The sequence below is a fragment of the Pseudomonas sp. GW822-FHT05A08 genome, from assembly GCF_058800485.1.
On sequence record NZ_CM179511.1, the window covers coordinates 4932884 to 4950478 of the forward strand.

Below are 17595 nucleotides of genomic sequence, written 5' to 3' on the forward strand. Positions count from 1 at the left end.
TTTCACCCTTCGGATTCAAGATTTAGTTGCGAACCGGACGGCTGTTCGTAATAACGCTGTAACTGATCGAGCCGCGTCCGGATAAAGGGATGAAGCAAACGGCGTAACACCAGTGAAACAGGCAGGACAGTCAAGATGACCAGTAATAGATAAACGATGAACAGGCACAGCAAGAGTCGCCGTAGCCATTGCCCATACTTGCCGAAACGGCAAATTATTCCCGACCAGAACTTGAAGCCTCTATAGGCCGCCCGCTCGCTGAGTATCAGCCCGGGGTTGACGGTCGCCGCCCCCAGCCCTGCCAGCATCGGCCCGTCGGCTTGCTCTTTATTGGCCTGCAGGGCGGCCTTCAATGCCCGCCCGAAACGTGCGGCGCCCTGGACATCCTCGGCGCTGATCCCGGCCTTGGGCAGGCCGAGGAAGGACTCGCGGCTGCCGGTGAACATCCAGCGCGGCGTGGTAATCAGGGTGGCGAAGGTGTTGGCCCGGTCGGTCAGCACCACGTTGTCGAGCAACCGCGCGCCGGCCTCGTGCAGCAGGTGCTTGACCGCCTCCTGGGCCATCAGCCACATGTTGCGGCAGGCGATCACCGTGACCACCGGGCGCCCGGCCAGCAGGCGCTTGCCTTCCGCGCTCTGGAGAAACGCGGTGATCAGCGGCGACGGCGACAGGTACCAGACCTGATACGCCAGGATCACCAGGTCGAAGGGCCCGCGATGATCGGTATGCAGCGGTTCGATGGCCGGCGGGCTGAGCTGCACGGTCTCGGGAAACACGTCGAAAAACCGGCCCACCGGCCAGGGAAACGGATAGGCGACCCGGGGCTTGAGCACCATCTCATGCACCTTGACCTCCCGCGTCGAACGCAGGGGCGAGATCAGGCTTTCGACTACGTCGTTCAACTGACCGCTTTGCGAATAACGAACCACAAGAACATGCTTCATAAGTGCGGGGACCTTTGGCTTTTCAACCACACAAACACGCCAGAGATTCACTTGAATGTGAACTTCAGCATAAAAGGCAGTTTTTATAAGTTGGGCACGACGAGAAAGACGCGCACTGTATTCGTGGCTGGTCGAACTTGAAAAACAAAACATGCTGCACGACAAAAACAGCAGCACCCGGAGCAGCGGCCTGGTGACGAACTGAACCCGGAAATCGCCCACCCCGCATGACAAATACTTTCTGCCTGCTTTTGACAGAAAGAACCTGTAGTGGGACAGAACCCGTCTTCTGGTTGAAACTCTATCTGCAATCGGACGCTTGTAAACCTACCAACTCTGGTAGGCCCTTCGCGCTACCCAACGGACGAACTTACATGCTCTTATCGGAACCTTTTTAATCTAAGCAGGGCACATTCAATACTGGCTACTGGCCTTAATCAAAAAGTTTTCCCGCTAATGTCCGGGCAGCTTCTACACTCTGGCCCAGCCTTCCCTCAGGAGCCTTGCCATGCACAAGACTTACACCGGCAGTTGTCATTGCGGTGCAGTGCGCTATGAAGCCGAGATCGACTTGAGCCAGGGCACCCACAAGTGCAATTGCTCGATCTGCAGCAAGACCCGCAACTGGAACGCGATCATCGCCCCCAAGGCCTTTCGCCTGCTCAGTGGCGAACAGGCGCTGAGCGACTATCGGTTCAACACCGGCAATACCCATCATCTGTTCTGCAAGCATTGCGGCGTACGCCCCTTCGGGCGCGGTCATGTGCAGGAGATCGGCGGCGACTATGTCGCGGTGCAAGTGATGACCCTGGATGACATCGACCTGCAGGAGCTGCTTGCGGCCCCGGTGCATTACGCCGATGGGCGCCATGACAACTGGGGCAACGTGCCGGAGGAAACCCGCCATCTCTAGCTTTTCCACAGGCGAAAAAAAACCCCGCCGAAGCGGGGTTTTTTCAAGACCATTACGACATCCTGTCGCTGCATCCTTGCACATGGTCGGTCATCCATGACCCTGAGCGCGTCCTGCGCTGCAGTTGGTGGGTGAAGATTAAGCCTGTCGCCCAATCGGCAACAGGCGAGATAGCAGCCAGCGCATGTAAGCCTTTCGCCATAGATCGACCTGCCAAAACCCCTAGGCCGCGCCTTCCAGAGCGTGGGTGGCCAATTCCGCCACTTGCAGTTGGTGTTCCGCGCTGGGTACGTCGCCGTCCTCCAGGAACCAGGCGGCGGACAGCCCGGTATAGGCCAGCACCCATTGCAGCAGGCGCTTGCGCTCCAGCCCGGCGGCCTGGGCGATGACCTCGACCTGGCGGGTGAAGCGCCGCGGATCGCTGCTGGTCGCCAGGTCCGGGTTACAGATCAGGTTGGCGAAATCGAAACCGCGCTCGCCCATGACCCGCTTGGGATCGATCACCAGCCAGCCGCGTTCCTCGAAATCCAGCACATTGTCGTGATGGATATCGCCGTGCAGCACCACCTGCTCCCGAGGGGTAGCCAGCAGTTCATCGGCCGTGGCCAGGCAGCGCAGGAAAACCCCACCCTCGCGCCGGGCGGCCGGGCGCAGGGCCTTGAACCATTCCTGCAGGCTCAACAGCGGCGGCAAGGGCGTCGCGCGTGGCGCATGCAGGCGTGCCAGGCTGGCGCAGACGATCCGGCTGACCTCGTCGTCTTCGCCGGCCAGGGCCATCTGCATCAGCGAGCGCCGACCCATGGCCCGCTCCATCAACAAACCATCGCCATGGTGCGCGTAGACCCGGGCGGCGCCCTCCCCGGCCCACCAGACCATCAGGCGGTTGCCGTATTTTTCCTCGTCGTCGAGGGCGATCTTCAGCATCGCCGGCGCATCGTCCAGGCGCACCGGCAACAAGTGGCTGCCAGGGGTGACGATGGGCGCGCCATCGACCTGCAGGTTCCAGCGTTTCAGGTAAAACTCGAACATCCGTGACTCTTTCCGTTATGACTCGACAAAGGCCTGCAATTGACCCAGGGCATGATCCCATTGCTGGCTGATCACCTCCAGCGAGCGCCGGGCCTCGGCCAGCCGGCCCGGTTCGAAGGCCCACAGGCGCTCGCGCCCCAGCTTGGCGTCGCGCACCAGCCCGGCCTGCGCCAGCACCTGCAAATGCTTGGTCACCGCCTGGCGGCTGATGTCGGTGCCAAGGGTCAGTTGAGTGATAGACATCGCGCCACCGCCACACAGGATGGCGACGAGCCGCAGGCGGGTCTCGTCGCCCAGTGCCGCGAAGATCATGGCCGAGCCGTCCAGGGATGCCGCCACCGGCAACAGGGATGGGGAAGAAGTATCAGGGGCCAAGGTAGGTCTCGATATTGTTCATCTGCTCGTCCCAGCCGCGGCTGTTCATGCGAAACGCCTTGAGCCGCCGCTCGGGTGGAATGCCATCGAACCCCGACTCGACCACCCGCAGCAAGGTGCCGCCGTCCAGGTCTTCGAGTTCGAATTGCACCAGGGTGCTGGGCTCGGCGGAATAATCCACGCCCGGCTCCACCGCATAAGGGTGCCAGCTGAAGGCGAACAGATGTTCGGGCTCCAGCCGCTCCACCAGCACATCCCAGACCAGGTGTTCATACCCGGGATAGGTAATCTGCCCCCGGGTCCGTTGCCCAACGACAAAACGCTGGCCTTCGAGCGCCACGCCGAACCAGCTGCCGAACGCCTCGGCATTCGCCAGCGCGGCCCAGACACGGGCACGCGGCGCCTTGAGCAGGATCTTTCTTTCGATGCGATCTGATGAGTTCATGGGTCACCTCCAGTGATCACACCCTAGCTCGCCCTGGCAGAAGAGCAACCTTTAAGTTGCATTTTTTCGCAAAGACGGACACGCGGTCGTCGTCAGGGCTAGGATGCAGGCCAAAGAGCTGTCGCCAACCAGAACCGGGCGGCCGGCAAAACGTCCTTGATGCCCCCTTGATCGTCCATCGCGAGAATCAGCATGAACCCACGTATTTTCCTGGCCCTGGCGCCGCTGCTGCTCACCCCGCTGGCCCAGGCCGCCGATTGTGCCAACGCCAGCACCCAGGCCGCCATGAACCAGTGCGCCGCCGAGCAGCACCAGGCGGCGGACAAGGAACTGAATACGCTCTACCAGCGCATCACCCAGCGCCTGAAGGACAACCCGGACGGCAAGAAGCTGCTGGTCGGCGCCCAGCGCGCCTGGGTGGCTTTTCGGGATGCGGAATGCGGGTTCGCCGCCTCCGGGGTGGCCGGTGGCAGCGTCTACCCGTTGATCTACAGCAACTGCACCACCGACCTGACCAAGGCCCGGGTCGAGGCGTTCAAGACTTACCTCAAGTGCCAGGAAGGCGACCTCGGCTGTCCGGTGCCGGGGAATTGAAACCGCGGTGATCTTGAGCTTTTTCGCGATGGCGGTATCCGCGACTAGCGCTCGAACACCTGGGCCGTGGTGATCGCCATGTCCCCGCCCGGCAGCTTGATGCTGCCGATCTGCTTCAGGCTGTCGGCATCGAAGATCGCCACGTCGTTGAAGGTCCCGGCCAGGTAGATCTTGCTGCCCGCCTTGTTGAACGAAATACAGTAGTAGGAATGGTCCAGGGTGGCTGCCTGGAGCAGTTTTTTCTGCCGGATGTCGTACTTGGCCAGGCGGTTGAGCACGCCGAACATCAGGTTCGGGTCCTTCGGCGAGCGCATCCCACTGAAATAGATTTCCGTCAGCGGGCCGAAGTCGGTGGTTTCGCTCTTGCCGGTTTTCAAGTCGATGCTGAACAGGCCGTACAGGTACTCGGCGCTGGCCGGGTCCTGTTTCTGGTCCTTGAACTTGGCGGCGGTGTAGAGCAGCGAGAAATCATGGCGCCAGGTCTGCTGGTTCCACACGTAGAGCACATCCGGCGCGCTGTAGTTCGGGCGTTTCCAGTGGCGGCTGGGGATCAGTACATCGAACTTGCCGGTCTTGACGTCGACCTTGTACACATCCGCCCCGGCCACATAGAGCGAGCCGTCGTCGCCGCTCTGCATGATGGTCAGCTGCCGTGGCGCCGGGAAGCTGCGCACCGGCTTGGCCTTGAGCCCGGCGTCGGTGGCGTAGACGTCCAGCCGCGGCTGCTTGACCTCATAGCGGTCGTTGAGCATCTGGGTCGGGTTGGCCACGGTGTACAGCTCCTTGCCATCGTGGCTGACGGTGAAGGCGAACATCGAGCGCGCCTTCTCCCCCGGCTGCTGGGTGATGCTGGCGTGGAACACCTGCTTGCAGCTGTCCAGCTCGACCCCGTAGACATCGGCGTAGTGGTTGTTCAGCACGTAGGCGACCTTGCGGTCCGGCGCCAGCTGCACGGTGCCGGGGCCGAAGGCGTCGGGCATCTTGCAGGTCTTGTACAGCGTGTCGCTGGCCAGGTCGATCACGTGCAGGTTATTCGGATAGTTGGTGGTGACCATGTATTCATGGCCGGCGTTGAGGGCCTTGTCACTGTTGTCATCGGCCAGGACGCTGAGGGAACAGGCCCCCAGGACGGCGGAAGCGGCCAGGCCGCAGGCATTGATCAAGCGCATGCTGGAATCCTTCTACTGACCGATTACTTGTCTTTAGGGAACACGGTGCCGAGGTTGCGCCAGTTCTCGTTGGAGGCCTGGGCATCCTTGTTCCAGTCGGGGTAGGTGCTCATCATGTCCGGCACCTGGGCCGGCCACCAGCAAGGGTCGGAGCAACCGTAGAGGTCGGCCTCCATCGGCTGGCACAAGGACGACACGCCACCGAAGGCATCGATTTCCCAGCCCGGGTCGGTGGTCGAGGCACAACCGGCCACCGAACTCATGGCGACCACCTCTTCGATACGGTTCTCGTCGGCGGCCTGTTCCAGTTTCTGGGCTTTGTTATTGATCGGCTTGAGATGTTTCATGTCAGTGGGCCTTGCGCGGAGTGATGTAACTGCTGATGAACGCAGGGTTGCGGGCCATGATCCGGCTGTAGACCTCGATGCCGAAATCCACCCAGTCACGCATCAGTTCGCAATAGTGATAGGTCGGGTGCGCCGGGTCGCCGTAGCGGGCGTAGCTCTCGTGGTAGCAGCCGCCGGAGCACAGGTTGCGGATGCGGCAGCTGTCGCAGCCGGTGTTGCTGCGGTCCAGGCGCTGGGACAGGAAGTCGTTGAGCTCCATCTGCTTCACCCCGCCCTCGCGCACGTTGCCGAAGGTCGGCAGCGATGAGCCGGTAAAGCGGTGGCACAGGTTCAGCTCGCCCTTGTGGTCCACCGCCAGCATCTTCAGCCCGGCGCCACAGGGCAGCGCCTTCTTGTGGCCTTCGTGGATATCGGTGATCAGCTGGTGCAGGTTGGAGAAACCGATATTGCGATGCTCCAGGGCCGCCTCCAGGTAGCGCCGGCCCAGGCGCTTCATGCTGGCGAAGACTTCGATCAGTTCTTCGCCTGTGAGGTTGAAGCTGCTGATGTCGCCCGAGGTCACCGGGGCAAACCCGACTTCGGCGAAACCCAGTTCGTTGAACAGGTGATCCCAGATGGTTTCCACATCGGTGACCCCGGTGGTCAGGGTCACCCGTGCGCCGACCGGGCGGCTGTCGTAGCGCGCCAGCAGCATCTGCGCCTTGCGCCGCACCACGTCATAGGTGCCCTGCCCGCCCACGGTGATGCGGTTGCGGTCGTGCACGGTCTTCGGCCCGTCGATGCTCACCGACAAGCCAAAGCGGTGGGCATTCAGGTAGTCCACCGTTTCCTCGGTGAGCAGCGTGGCATTGGTGGTCATGACGAACTCGACGAACTTGCCCGCCTCGCGAAAACGCTTCTCGCAGTAGTCGACCATGTACTCGATCAGCTTGCGGTTGCTCAGCGGCTCGCCACCAAAGAACACCACGGTGAAACGTTCCTCGTCGGGGGATTCCCTGAGCAGCATTTCCACCGAGGCGATGGCCGTCTCGACGTCCATCTTCTTGCCCGCCGAGGGCTTGTCCAGGTCCTCCTTGTAGCAGTAGGTGCAACTCAGGTTGCAGCCGGTGTTGACGTTGAGCACCACGGTGTTGATTGCCGTGCGCTCGACCCGCTTGACGGTCCATTCCTCAGTCAGCGGCGAGCCGTCGCTGACCAGTTCCAGGGCGATCAGCTCGCGCAGGGTCTCGTTGATTTCCTCGCCGTCGTACTGGCTGGCCAGTCGCTGGATCAGCTCAGTGGAAGAGCAGCCCGGCCCGCGCAGGGCATCGATGATGCTGCCGGTCAAGGCATCGCTGGCGAACAGCGAACTGCTGGGGATATGGAACAGCATGCGGTCGGCATCGACCTGCACTTCGTGCAGGTTGCGTTCGACCAGATTCAAGATAGCGCCCATTGCAAACCTCCTGTGCCGGCCCCCTTTTGGCGGGGGCCCGCGGTCATTCCGAAAGGGTGTCGTCAATCACGGACCGCGCCTTAGGGGATGGGTGGATTGTTCCAGCGTTGCACGGTGACGATCAGGTGGCCTTCGCCGGTCAGGGATTTCCCAGCGTCGTCGACGGCGGCGATCACCTTGAGGTTGCCGGCGTTGTTGGTGGACATCTTGCGCTGCGGGTTCGGCCCGGCATCGCCCGGAATGAACACGCCGCTGTCGGCCTGCATCTGGCCTGCGAACTTGACGTCCTCGTCTTCCTTGGCGCGCTCGTCGAAGGCTTCGACCTTCCACTGCGCCGGGAACACGCCGATGCGGTACGGCTTGCCATCGGCGCCCTTGCCCCAGGCTTCGGCATCGAAGCGGCCCTGGACCTTGGGCGTCGAGCCACCGCCGTCGCCAACCCGCGCCACCGAGAACTCGGGCACCACCTTGACCTCGGCGATCTGGCTGTACACCGCCAGCGTCGCGCCGTTCAGGCTGCCGACGGTGACGTTGCGCAGGCCCGGTTGGGCATCGGCGGCCGCCTTGAGCCTGACCTTGATCCGCTGCGGGCCCTGCTCGATGACGTCGACCACTTCCACGCCCTTGCCAAAACTCGGCTTGCCGCTGAGGCCGCTGCCGATCAGGGTGACTTCGGTTTCACCGCCAGCCTTCAGGTAACCCGGTTGCACCGCCAGCAAACGACTGCTGCCCTGCTTGGCGGCGATAAAGTCCAGGCCGCGTTCGTCGTGCTCGGCCTCGAACATCCGGCCCTGCAATGCATTGCCTTGAGCGGCGAACACCTGGCGCATGCTCACGCCGTCGATGCTGACATTGCCGCGCCATTCGTAGCCGCTGTAGAGAATCGCGCTGCCCTCGCCGTTGAACGGACTGCCGTCGGCGTACTGGCCCTTGATGCCGACCTTGAAGGTGTCGTTGCCATCGGCAGCGACGCTCATCACCCCGGCCAGTTCGCCCTTGCCCGGCAGATGGCCGCTGAAGCTCCAGTCGCCCGCCAGGGTCTCGGCCTTGGGTGCGCTGCCCAGCCATTTTGTCCAGGCCGGGTTGTCCAGCGGATAACGCTTGGCCAGCAGCGGCACCATCTCCTTGCGCGCCAGGTCGAACCAGTCGCGGTCGCGGGACAGCGCCTGGTATTCCAGCGACGGCCATTGGCCGAGGTGGAAGTTCACCAGGCGTTCCCACTCCTGGGCCGGACGCCGTTGCAAGGCGACCCGCGCGCCGGAGTGGCAGCGGCCGCACATCTGGCTGGTTTGTTCGTCGAACTTCTCCACCGTGTTCAAGCGCCGCTCCAGGGCGTAACGCACGCCGTCGGTTTCGCTCGGCGCCAGGCCCTGGGTGTCGGCCAGGTATTTGACCAGGGTGCGGCGGTCATCGTCGCTGATCTGCAAGCCATGCATAACCTGCATGCGGGCGATGCTCATCAACCAGCCTTCCGGGGTCTTGCGCTGGTGGCTGATGCGGCTCAGGCCGCCTCCCGTTTCCGGGGTATGGCAGCCCTGACAGGTTTCCTTGAGGATGGCCTGGGCCTCGCGCGCCGCAAGGCTGGGAGGGGCATGCAAGGCGGCGCAGACCGCCAGCGCCAGCAGGCCGCTGGACGTGCCTGCTCGGAGTGTTCTCTTGATCAAGGTCGGACCTCCACGGAGCTCTTTATCAGGGAGCTTTTTATTAGCGAGCTTTATTATTGTTGTGCGTCGTTTTTATGGTTTCTGCCATGCCCGGTGGCGCCGGGCACGGAGGCAAGAGAAACGGCTGGGTTGAGCAATACACGGAGCGTGCCATCTTACAAATGATGTGTTTTATCAATGAGTTGCTGAAGTTACAGGACACATCTCCCAGGCAACCGCCGGCCGACCGCGTTTAATTTCGCGACAACTGTTCCACTCTGAGACGAGACCCGCCTACGCCCGCAAAAGCAGAGGAGTCTTGAGAGCTAAGCACAGGAAGGGAGAGGTGGCTGGCGGCGGGGGCAGCATTCTGAATCACCCCGAGAAATGGCTGTGGCGCCCCCCTCGGCAGCTGCTACGATGCCTGGCTTAACCGCTTCAGCCACCGGCCCTGACAGGAATCGCGCCATGCTCAATGCCCTGCTTTTCGATCTCGACGGCACCCTGACCGACACCGACCAACTGCACCTGCTGGCGTTGCAGCAGTTGTTGCTGGAGGAAGAGGGCCGGGTGTTCACCCAGGAAGAGTTCGCGGCCCATGTCAGCGGCCAGGCCAATGCCAATATGTGCCGCTACCTGTTTGCGCAGCGCTCGGTGGCCGAGCACGAGGCTTTTGCCGACCGCAAGGAAGTGCGCTTTCGCCAGCTGTCGCCACGACTGACGCCGATGCCGGGCCTGCTGCGCCTGTTGGATTTCGCCCGGGAACGCGGCATCGGCGTCTGCGTGGTGACCAATGCGCCACGGGCCAATGCCGAGCACATGCTCGACGTGCTGGGGCTGGGCGATCGCTTCGACAGCGTGCTGGTGGCCGAGGAATTGCCGCGGGCCAAGCCCGACCCGCTGCCCTATCTCACCGGCCTGGAATGCCTGGGCGCCAGCGCCGAGGCCGGGATAGCCTTCGAGGACTCGATCCCCGGCCTGACCGCCGCGGTCGGGGCCGGGGTCTTCACCGTCGGCCTGGCCACCAGCCAGAGCCCCGAGGCGTTGCTGGCCGCTGGCGCGCATCTGGTGGTCGAGGATTTCAACGACCCGCGATTGTGGGCGGTGATCGAGCGGATGCTCAGCCCACGCTGAGACCGGGCACTGCCCGGTCCGATCGGCAAACCCAGAAATATCCCTAGGCTTTTTCAGTTGTGTCTGATGGTCCGGCGCGCGTTGGCTCTTGAAGATAGCGCCCCGCACGCCTGTCGTATCAAGGACCTTCATGAACGCCCTCACCTCCCTTTCCCTGCTGGCCCTGCTGGGCCTTGCAGCCAGCACGGGCCATGCCCAGGAAGACCTCGAACCGGCCCCGCCGGAAGCCACCAGCAGCTGCCTGACCCGGGGCGAAGCCATCAAGAGCAGCCTGGAAAAACTCCTGCCCGACCCTGAGCAGCGCCAACTGGCCGGCCTGCAACGGGCGCTGGAACCGCTCAGCGACTATTGCGACGGCCTGCACTTCGAGCACAACCCGCCCCTGCGCCAGGCCGAATACCAAGTGATATTGCGCCAGATGGAACTCGACGCCGCGCAGCGTTATGGCGACCCAAGCATCATCGACAAACGCAAGGCCCGGCTGACCCACGCCCTGCAAGTCCTGCAATACGCCCTTGGCGCCCACGGCAACTGAAGCGGTTTCTTGCCCGATAAGCTTCATCACCGGCTCGCTTCAGCGAGCCCGGGCCTCCTTCAGCGCCAGACTTTCCCAACAGATTCAACAACCTGCGAAATCCGTTCGGGAGTATTCAGAATTCCTCGTGAATGGGAATGCAACCAATTGTTATGCAAGGAATTTTCTAATATTTAGCTAAGATTGTTCTGACTCGTGCCGATGGATTTTGTAGGACACAGGGAGCAATCTGGAAATGAGAAACAATCAGCCCGTTACACAACGTGAAGTGGCTTTAGGGTCAAACCAGAAACTCATCTCCACCACCGATGCCCATGGCGTCATCAGCTACTGCAACGATGCCTTCGTCGACATCAGCGGTTTCGACCGCGACGACCTGATCGGCGCTCCACAGAACATTGTCCGTCACCCCGATGTCCCCCCCGCGGTATTTGCCCATATGTGGGCGGCGCTGAAACAGGGCCAGCCGTGGATGGGCATCGTCAAGAACCGCTCGAGAAATGGCGACCATTACTGGGTCAACGCCTACGTCACGCCGATTTTCGAGGGCAGCCGGATCGTCGGCTACGAATCGGTCCGGGTCAAACCCAGCGCCGAACAGATCCGCCGCGCGCAAGGCCTCTACCAGCGTCTCAACCGCAAGCAGCCGGCCATCCCCCGTCGGCATCGCTGGCAACCGGCCCTGCTGGGCTGGGCGCCGTTCCTGGCCACGGGCCTGGCCGGTAGCCTGAGCGGTATCTGGCTGGCGCAGCCTTTGGCGCTGGCGGTGGCCGCCGGGCTCTCCGTGCCCCTGGCGCTGCTGGCGATGCAGCGCCAGAACCATGCCGCCCGGCGCCTGCTGCAACTGGCCGACTCGTCCACCTGCGACCCGTTGATCGCGCAGATGTACAGCGACGCCCACGGCCCCCAGGCATGCCTGGAAACCGCCTTCGTCAGCCAGGACGCGCGGCTGCAAACCTGCCTTACCCGCCTGCAGGACAGCGCCGAACAGCTCAATGCCCTGGCCAGCCGCTCCGATACCCTGGCCAGCGACAGCTCCCGTGGCCTGGACCGCCAGCGGGTGGAAACCGAGCAGGTGTCCGCCGCGGTCAACCAGATGGCCGCCACCACCCAGGAAGTGGCCAGCCATGTGCAGCGCACCGCCGACGCCACCCAGGCCGCCAACCAGTTGACCGACCGTGGGCGCGAAGTGGCCCGCGATACCCGCGAAGCCATCGAGCGCCTGTCCCAGGTGGTCGGCGAAACCGGGCAGAACGTGGCGCAACTGGCCAGGGACAGCGACGAGATCGGCACCGTGGTCGATGTGATCAAAAGCATCGCCGACCAGACCAACCTGCTGGCGCTCAACGCCGCCATCGAAGCAGCCCGCGCCGGCGACATGGGCCGCGGTTTCGCGGTGGTGGCCGACGAGGTGCGCCAGCTGGCCCAGCGCACCGCGCAATCCACCCAGCAGATCCATGAACTGATCACCCAGTTGCAGAGTTCCTCGCAAAACGCCGTGCAGAGCATGGAAAGCGGCCAGCGCCAGGCCGAGGAAGGCGTGGCCCGGGTACTGGAGGCGGACCAGGCGCTGCTGGGCATCAGCGAGGCGGTGGCCAACATCACCGAGATGACCACCCAGATCGCCGCGGCCACCGAGGAGCAGAGCGCGGTCGCCGAGGAAATCAGCCGCAATATCAGCACCATCGCGCAATTGGCCGACCAGACCTCGGAGCAGGCCCATCACTCGGCCGAACTGAGCAAGGAACTGACCCGGACCGCCACCACCCAGTACTCGCTGGTGGAACGTTTCAACCGCTAGGTTCGGGGTGTACGGGTTTATCGCGAGCAAGCGTTCCTGCAATGGATGCTGTTCCTGTAGGAACGAGCTTGCTCGCGATCGTGGGCCTGGCCCTCCCCCCGTCACGTACAAAAAAGCCCGCCAATGCGCGGGCTTTTTAATTCTTCGAGGGCCGTCTCAGTCGGCCGCCAGCTGCTGCCGGTACTCCTTCACGTAACCGTTGGCCAACTGGTCCTTCTGCTTGTCGTCGAGGATCTTGCCGGCCATCTGGAAGAACTTCTGTTCTTCTTCCTCCAGGTGGTGATGCACCTTGTCCACCAGCTTCTTCGCCGTGGCCAGCCAGGCCGGGCTGGACATCTCGGTGTCGTCCAATGCCTCCATCAGCTCGTCCATCGCGTGGTGCTCGGCAATCGCGTGCCGGCTCAGGTCGACGCCGTTGTCGTGCTCCATCAACGGCAGGTAGAAGAAGCGTTCCTCCGCCGTCTCGTGGGCCTGTACTTCGGCCTTGAGCTGGGCGTAGGCCGCGCTGCGTTCGGGGCTGTCCCCCGAGGTGCGCATCAGTTCGGCAGCGTAGCCGCGCTGGCGTTCATGGCTCTCACGCAGGGCTTCGAATATGTTCACGGGCACATCTCCACGGCAGGCTTGTCTTGACTAGACACTGGCCGTTCGACGGCAGTTCAACCGCAGATAATGGCCGTCCCCCCTCTGTAGGAGCAGCCGGTCGACGCTCGATTGCTCGCGATGACGGACTGGCGTTCGACGCGAAAACCAGAGGGTCCGTGCCGACCTCTCGCCAGCAAGCTGGCTCCTACAGGCGGATGGGGGCCAGGCGCTACTGCTCCTCGGTCTTCTGCTCCTGGCAGTCCTTGAGCAGTTGCTGTTCCTTGGCGGTGTGGTCGGCTTCCAGGAAGCTCAACAGGCCGCTGTCGCCCTGGGTGTGCCAGCGGTAGCTGTTCTGCTCGTCGTCGGCGACATACAGCGCGCCGGAGGCTGCACGGGCGATATGCATCGGTATCAGCTGGCCCTTGTAATACAGGGTGGCGAACGAGGCGCCGTTATCGATGTTCAGGTACGCCGCCTGCACCTCTACCCCACCCTCGCAGCGGTAGCTGGCCAGGCTGCTCTGGTACGCCGGCAGTTCCGGCTCGGCCGGGGTCGTCGCGGCCTGGGCGAACAACGGCGCCAGCAGCAAGGTGGTTCCCAGAATCGTTGCAATCTTCAATGTACAGCTCCTTGTTCAGTGCACTTTCATGACAGGCCCCTTTACGACGAAGCAGGCCCCCATAAGTTCAGGCCGGGGTGTCTCAAGGCATTCGCAATTTGCGACAGCTTGTATCCGCAGCCCTTCCGTCACATCAAATAAACCCTATTAAAATCATATAGTTAATCGCAATTAAAAACTGGCACAGCGGTTGCGAAAGCCCTCGCCTCACGCATAACAAGAGGTTCTGTCATGGCTATTGCAACCCTGCTCCCCGCCACCACCGCCTTTATCCAGCGCGCCCCGCGCATGCTGATCGGCGCCGAATGGGTCGAGGCCGCCGACGGCCAGACCATGCCCCTGCGCAACCCGGCCACCGGCGAGCAACTGTGCGTGGTGCCGCGGGCCACGGTGGACGATGTCGACCGCGCGGTGCTGGCTGCGCGCCAGGCCTTCGACGATTCGCCCTGGAGCCGCACCCGCCCGCGGGAACGGCAGAACCTGCTGTGGAAACTCGCCGACCTGATGCAGCGCGATGCCGAGCTGCTGGCGCAACTGGAGTGCCTGAACAACGGCAAGAGCGCCGCGGTGGCCCAGGTCATGGACGTGCAACTGGCCATCGATTTTTTGCGCTACATGGCCGGCTGGGCGACCAAGATCGAAGGCAGCAGCGTCGAGGTCTCAGTGCCGCTGATGCCCGACCAGCAGTTCCACAGTTTCATCCGCCGCGAAGCGGTGGGCGTGGTCGGCGCCATCGTCGCCTGGAACTTCCCGCTGCTGCTGGCCTGCTGGAAGCTCGGCCCGGCCCTGGCCACCGGCTGCACGGTGGTGCTCAAGCCGGCCGACGAAACCCCGCTGACCGCGCTGAAACTCGCCGAACTGGTGCAGGAAGCCGGCTACCCCGACGGCGTGTTCAACGTAGTCACCGGCACCGGCATCACCGCGGGCTCGGCCCTGACCCACAACCCACGGGTGGACAAGCTGACCTTCACCGGCTCCACCGCGGTGGGCAAGGAAATCGGCAAGATCGCCATGGACAACATGACCCGGGTCACCCTGGAACTGGGCGGCAAGTCGCCGACCATCGTCATGGCCGATGCCGACCTGGGCAGCGCCGCGGCCGGCGCTGCCAGCGCGATCTTCTTCAACCAGGGCCAGGTCTGCTGCGCCGGCTCCCGGCTGTATGTACAGCGCAAGCACTTCGACAATGTGGTGGCCGATATCGCCGGCATCGCCAACGCCATGAAACTCGGCAGCGGCCTGGACACCAGCGTCGACATGGGCCCGCTGATCTCCGCCCGGCAGCAGGAGCGGGTCTGGCGCTATATCGAGATGGGCCGGGACAGCGGCGCCACCCTCGCCTGCGGCGGCGAGCGGTTCGGCCCCGGCTATTTCGTCAAACCGACGGTGATAGTCGACGTCGACCAGCAGCATTCGCTGGTGCAGGAAGAGATCTTCGGCCCGGTGCTGGTGGCCATTCCTTTCGACGACGAAGCCGAGGCCCTGCGCCTGGCCAACGACAGCCCCTACGGCCTGGGCGCGAGCATCTGGTCCAACGACCTGGCGGCGGTGCACCGGATGATCCCGCGGATCAAGTCCGGTTCGGTCTGGGTCAACTGCCACAGCGCCCTCGACCCGGCGCTGCCGTTCGGTGGCTACAAGATGTCCGGCGTGGGCCGGGAAATGGGTTACGCGGCGATCGAGCATTACACCGAGCTGAAATCGGTGCTGATCAAGCTCTGATCCGCGACAACACATAGCACCTCGCACTCGCGCAAGCGCTTCTCCACGGCGGCGCCGGGGTCTGTCCGGCGTCTCCCGACGACTGGTTTAGCGTCGCCGACCCGCTGCCCGGCCCGCGCCCCGAACGGCTGCTACGCTCAGCCCGAGCCAGCTCGACAGCTGCCCTGCGAGCCTGGCTCACCCACCTTCAACCCACACCTCATCACCACCGAAAACCCGAGGGAAGCATCATGGGATCAAATGGATATGATCACGACGGGGTCCAATGCGGATGCCACAACCCCATCTGGAACGCTCTGAAGGACACACTCGACCCGGCCAGCCATACCGCCAGCCAGCCACAGGACACCCATGAGCTGGCCAAGGAACCGGCCGGCGAGTCCATCATCTTTACCAACGGCACCATCTACCCCTTGCGCGACGGCAACATGGACGAACGGGTCGAGGCCCTGGGCATCCACGCCGGCGACGTGGTCGCATCCGGCACCCTGGCCGCCGTCGAAGCCCGCATGAAAACCCTGGGCATCACCTACAAAAAGCAGTCGTTGAACGGCAGGACCCTGTTGCCCGGCCTGATCGAACCCCACGCCCATATCGTGCAGAGCTGTGCCATGGAAGGCTGGCTGAACCTGGGGGCCATCGATACCGACAACCCCGATGAGCACAAGAACCAGCGGCTACGGCCCACCTATGACTGGCAATGGTTGAAAAGCACCATCCAGGCCAACCTGCCCAAGGACAACTCGACCTGGATCCTCGGCCATCAGGTCGATCCGGCGCTGATGCCCTTCCAGGTCGTACCCCACGGCCTGAACAAACTCATCACCTTCCACTGTGGCCCCGGCGACGACATCGGCAACCTGGACACCATCGACAAGCAGCATCCGATGCTGCTGATCAGCGCGTCCATGCACACCGCCTACCTGAACACCGCGGCCAGCGATGCGGTGTTCAAGAAGACCGGCGTCAGGGCCGACAACGGTGTCCTGCAGGAAGCCCAGGTGCTGGCCGCCATCAAGAGCATTCCCCTCAGGCAGCAGCTGGAAATACTCAATATCTTCAAGCACCTCGAAGACTACTTCGACAAGGCGTCGCGCCGCGGGATCACCCTGCTCTACGACGCGATGATGGACCCCCAGTCGAAGCGGGTACTGGGCGCCTACTTCCTGACCCGCCCCAGGAAGCTGCGGATCGGTTATGCCGCCGCCTGCGATGGCACGCCCGAGGCCATCGGCAAGCTGCCGCGCTACCAGCCGGTCAGCCGGGAACAGGCCAAGCGCTTCTACCAGGGCTCGGTCAAGCTGGTGTCGGACGGTTCCAACCAGGGGCTGACGGGCTACCAGGCCACGCGCTACTGCTGCGAGGCGACGCGGCCGGTGGGCAACTTCAATTTCTGCGACCAGGACCACACCCCGGTCACCCCACCCGATGCCTACAAGACCGTGGTGCGCAATGCCGTCGAAACCGGCTGGCCGCTGATGATCCACGCCAACGGCGACCGGGCCATCGAGTTCACCCTGCAAGCCTACGAGGCGGCCTTGCAGGGCGGCAGCGCCCTGGAAAAACGCCACCGCATCGAGCACTGCTCGCTGCTGACCGCGGGCACCCTGCAGACCCTGCAGCGCCTGGGCCTGTCGCCAAGCTTCCTGATCGGTCATGTCGGCTACTGGGGCTACGCCTTCAAACAGGCGATCTTCGAAGGCAAGGCCGAACAGATGCTCGACCTGTGCCAGTCGGCCCTGGACCACAACCTGAGAATGACCCTGCACAGCGACTGTTCGGTAACGCCGTTGGGGCCGCTGCGCTCCATGGAGCAGGCGGTGACCCGCAAGATGGAAGGCATTCGCGATGCCCAGGGGCGGTTCGTCCATGACCCAAGGCTGCAACCGATCCTCAATGAAGCCGAATGCCTGACGCGCAAGCAGGCCTTGAAAGCCATCACCTATGACGCGGCCTGGCAGTGCCACGCCGAAGGCTGGACCGGGTCCCTGCAGGACGGTTATTTCGCGGACCTGGTGATTCTCGAGCAGGATCCCCTCGACGAGAAAGTGCCGGCCACCAGCATCAGGGACATCAAGGTCTGTGAAACCTGGAAAGGCGGCCACCGGGTGTACGTCAATCCCGATCGCTGACCGTCAGCTGTCGCAAGCCGGGCGGCGGGGTTTGGATGGCCGCTGCGCGGATCGCGAGCAAGCCTCGCTCCTACGGAAGATGAGAGCCCCTGTAGGAGCGAGGCTTGCCCGCGATCATTCGCCCAGGCGCCACACATCCGCCGATCGATCGCGGGTGCCTTTGCGGCGGCTACGCC

Annotated in this window: 16 protein-coding genes and 2 pseudogenes; 8 read left to right on the top strand and 10 right to left on the bottom strand. The window is 63.3% G+C overall.

The window, feature by feature from the left end; genetic code table 11:
- Window positions 1-2: 2 nt before the first annotated feature.
- Window positions 3-944 (bottom strand): 2-hexyl, 5-propylresorcinol biosynthesis aromatase DarA, encoded by a 942-nt coding sequence (gene darA / locus AC3RCP_RS21980; RefSeq protein ID WP_492571942.1) that lies wholly within the window; start codon window positions 942-944, stop codon window positions 3-5.
- A 508-nt stretch (window positions 945-1452) separates the two neighbouring features.
- On the opposite strand from darA, the gene AC3RCP_RS21985 reads away from it, so the two are divergent.
- Window positions 1453-1857 carry a GFA family protein gene (locus tag AC3RCP_RS21985; protein ID WP_007921926.1) on the top strand — a complete coding sequence of 135 codons (405 nt, stop codon included), beginning with the start codon at window positions 1453-1455 and terminating at the stop codon, window positions 1855-1857.
- 222 nt (window positions 1858-2079) lie between these two features.
- Here the strand turns inward: AC3RCP_RS21985 and AC3RCP_RS21990 are convergent, their stop codons facing one another.
- Genes AC3RCP_RS21990 through AC3RCP_RS22000 form a run of 3 tightly spaced genes read right to left on the bottom strand, consistent with a single transcriptional unit; the run spans window position 2080 to window position 3706 of the window.
- Entirely contained in the window at window positions 2080-2886 is an 807-nt protein-coding gene (locus tag AC3RCP_RS21990) for an aminoglycoside phosphotransferase family protein (RefSeq protein ID WP_492571941.1), read from the bottom strand.
- Window positions 2887-2901: 15 nt separating this feature from the next.
- Complete coding sequence (locus AC3RCP_RS21995; RefSeq protein WP_009044833.1) at window positions 2902-3261, bottom strand: ArsR/SmtB family transcription factor; 360 nt, start codon at window positions 3259-3261, stop codon at window positions 2902-2904.
- Entirely contained in the window at window positions 3251-3706 is a 456-nt protein-coding gene (locus AC3RCP_RS22000; RefSeq protein ID WP_101338619.1) for an SRPBCC family protein, read from the bottom strand. Before AC3RCP_RS22000 ends, AC3RCP_RS21995 begins: the two co-directional genes overlap by 11 nt.
- A gap of 192 nt (window positions 3707-3898) precedes the next feature.
- Here AC3RCP_RS22000 and AC3RCP_RS22005 point away from each other — a divergent pair, with 192 nt between their 5' ends.
- The gene (locus AC3RCP_RS22005) at window positions 3899-4300 is read left to right on the top strand and encodes a lysozyme inhibitor LprI family protein (protein ID WP_274334863.1); all 402 of its coding nucleotides are present in this window, start codon (window positions 3899-3901) and stop codon (window positions 4298-4300) included.
- A 44-nt stretch (window positions 4301-4344) separates the two neighbouring features.
- On the opposite strand, the gene peaD is transcribed toward AC3RCP_RS22005, so the two are convergent.
- From peaD to peaA, 4 genes are all read right to left on the bottom strand, one after another.
- Complete coding sequence (peaD, locus tag AC3RCP_RS22010) at window positions 4345-5469, bottom strand: quinohemoprotein amine dehydrogenase subunit beta (protein ID WP_492571940.1); 1125 nt, start codon at window positions 5467-5469, stop codon at window positions 4345-4347.
- A 23-nt stretch (window positions 5470-5492) separates the two neighbouring features.
- Window positions 5493-5816: a quinohemoprotein amine dehydrogenase subunit gamma gene (gene qhpC / locus AC3RCP_RS22015; RefSeq protein WP_007921889.1), complete on the bottom strand. Its 324-nt coding sequence runs from the start codon at window positions 5814-5816 to the stop codon at window positions 5493-5495.
- A 1-nt stretch (window position 5817) separates the two neighbouring features.
- Entirely contained in the window at window positions 5818-7251 is a 1434-nt protein-coding gene (gene peaB / locus AC3RCP_RS22020) for a quinohemoprotein amine dehydrogenase maturation protein (protein WP_274329582.1), read from the bottom strand.
- A gap of 80 nt (window positions 7252-7331) precedes the next feature.
- A complete protein-coding gene (gene peaA, locus AC3RCP_RS22025; protein ID WP_492571951.1) occupies window positions 7332-8912 on the bottom strand; it encodes a quinohemoprotein amine dehydrogenase subunit alpha in 1581 nt (526 codons plus the stop codon).
- Window positions 8913-9362: 450 nt separating this feature from the next.
- Here peaA and AC3RCP_RS22030 point away from each other — a divergent pair, with 450 nt between their 5' ends.
- From AC3RCP_RS22030 to AC3RCP_RS22045, 4 genes and pseudogenes are all read left to right on the top strand, one after another.
- Window positions 9363-10028: an HAD family hydrolase gene (locus AC3RCP_RS22030; protein WP_492571939.1), complete on the top strand. Its 666-nt coding sequence runs from the start codon at window positions 9363-9365 to the stop codon at window positions 10026-10028.
- A gap of 130 nt (window positions 10029-10158) precedes the next feature.
- A complete protein-coding gene (locus AC3RCP_RS22035) occupies window positions 10159-10563 on the top strand; it encodes a DUF1090 family protein (RefSeq protein WP_101338624.1) in 405 nt (134 codons plus the stop codon).
- A gap of 235 nt (window positions 10564-10798) precedes the next feature.
- Window positions 10799-11065 (top strand): annotated as a pseudogene (locus tag AC3RCP_RS22040) (PAS domain-containing protein); the annotation flags it as partial.
- Between the two features lie 354 nt (window positions 11066-11419).
- A pseudogene (locus AC3RCP_RS22045) lies at window positions 11420-12364 on the top strand (methyl-accepting chemotaxis protein); the annotation flags it as partial.
- 156 nt (window positions 12365-12520) lie between these two features.
- Here AC3RCP_RS22045 and AC3RCP_RS22050 read toward each other — a convergent pair.
- Both AC3RCP_RS22050 and AC3RCP_RS22055 read right to left on the bottom strand, forming a co-directional pair.
- Window positions 12521-12964: a hemerythrin domain-containing protein gene (locus AC3RCP_RS22050; RefSeq protein WP_009044849.1), complete on the bottom strand. Its 444-nt coding sequence runs from the start codon at window positions 12962-12964 to the stop codon at window positions 12521-12523.
- A gap of 211 nt (window positions 12965-13175) precedes the next feature.
- Window positions 13176-13565, bottom strand: coding sequence for an MliC family protein (locus AC3RCP_RS22055; RefSeq protein WP_007921876.1), 390 nt, complete (start codon window positions 13563-13565; stop codon window positions 13176-13178).
- 231 nt (window positions 13566-13796) lie between these two features.
- Between AC3RCP_RS22055 and AC3RCP_RS22060 the strand changes: the two genes are divergently transcribed.
- Window positions 13797-15287 (top strand): aldehyde dehydrogenase family protein, encoded by a 1491-nt coding sequence (locus AC3RCP_RS22060; protein WP_101338626.1) that lies wholly within the window; start codon window positions 13797-13799, stop codon window positions 15285-15287.
- A 230-nt stretch (window positions 15288-15517) separates the two neighbouring features.
- A complete protein-coding gene (locus AC3RCP_RS22065) occupies window positions 15518-17419 on the top strand; it encodes an amidohydrolase (RefSeq protein ID WP_492571938.1) in 1902 nt (633 codons plus the stop codon).
- Window positions 17420-17595 lie beyond the last annotated feature (176 nt).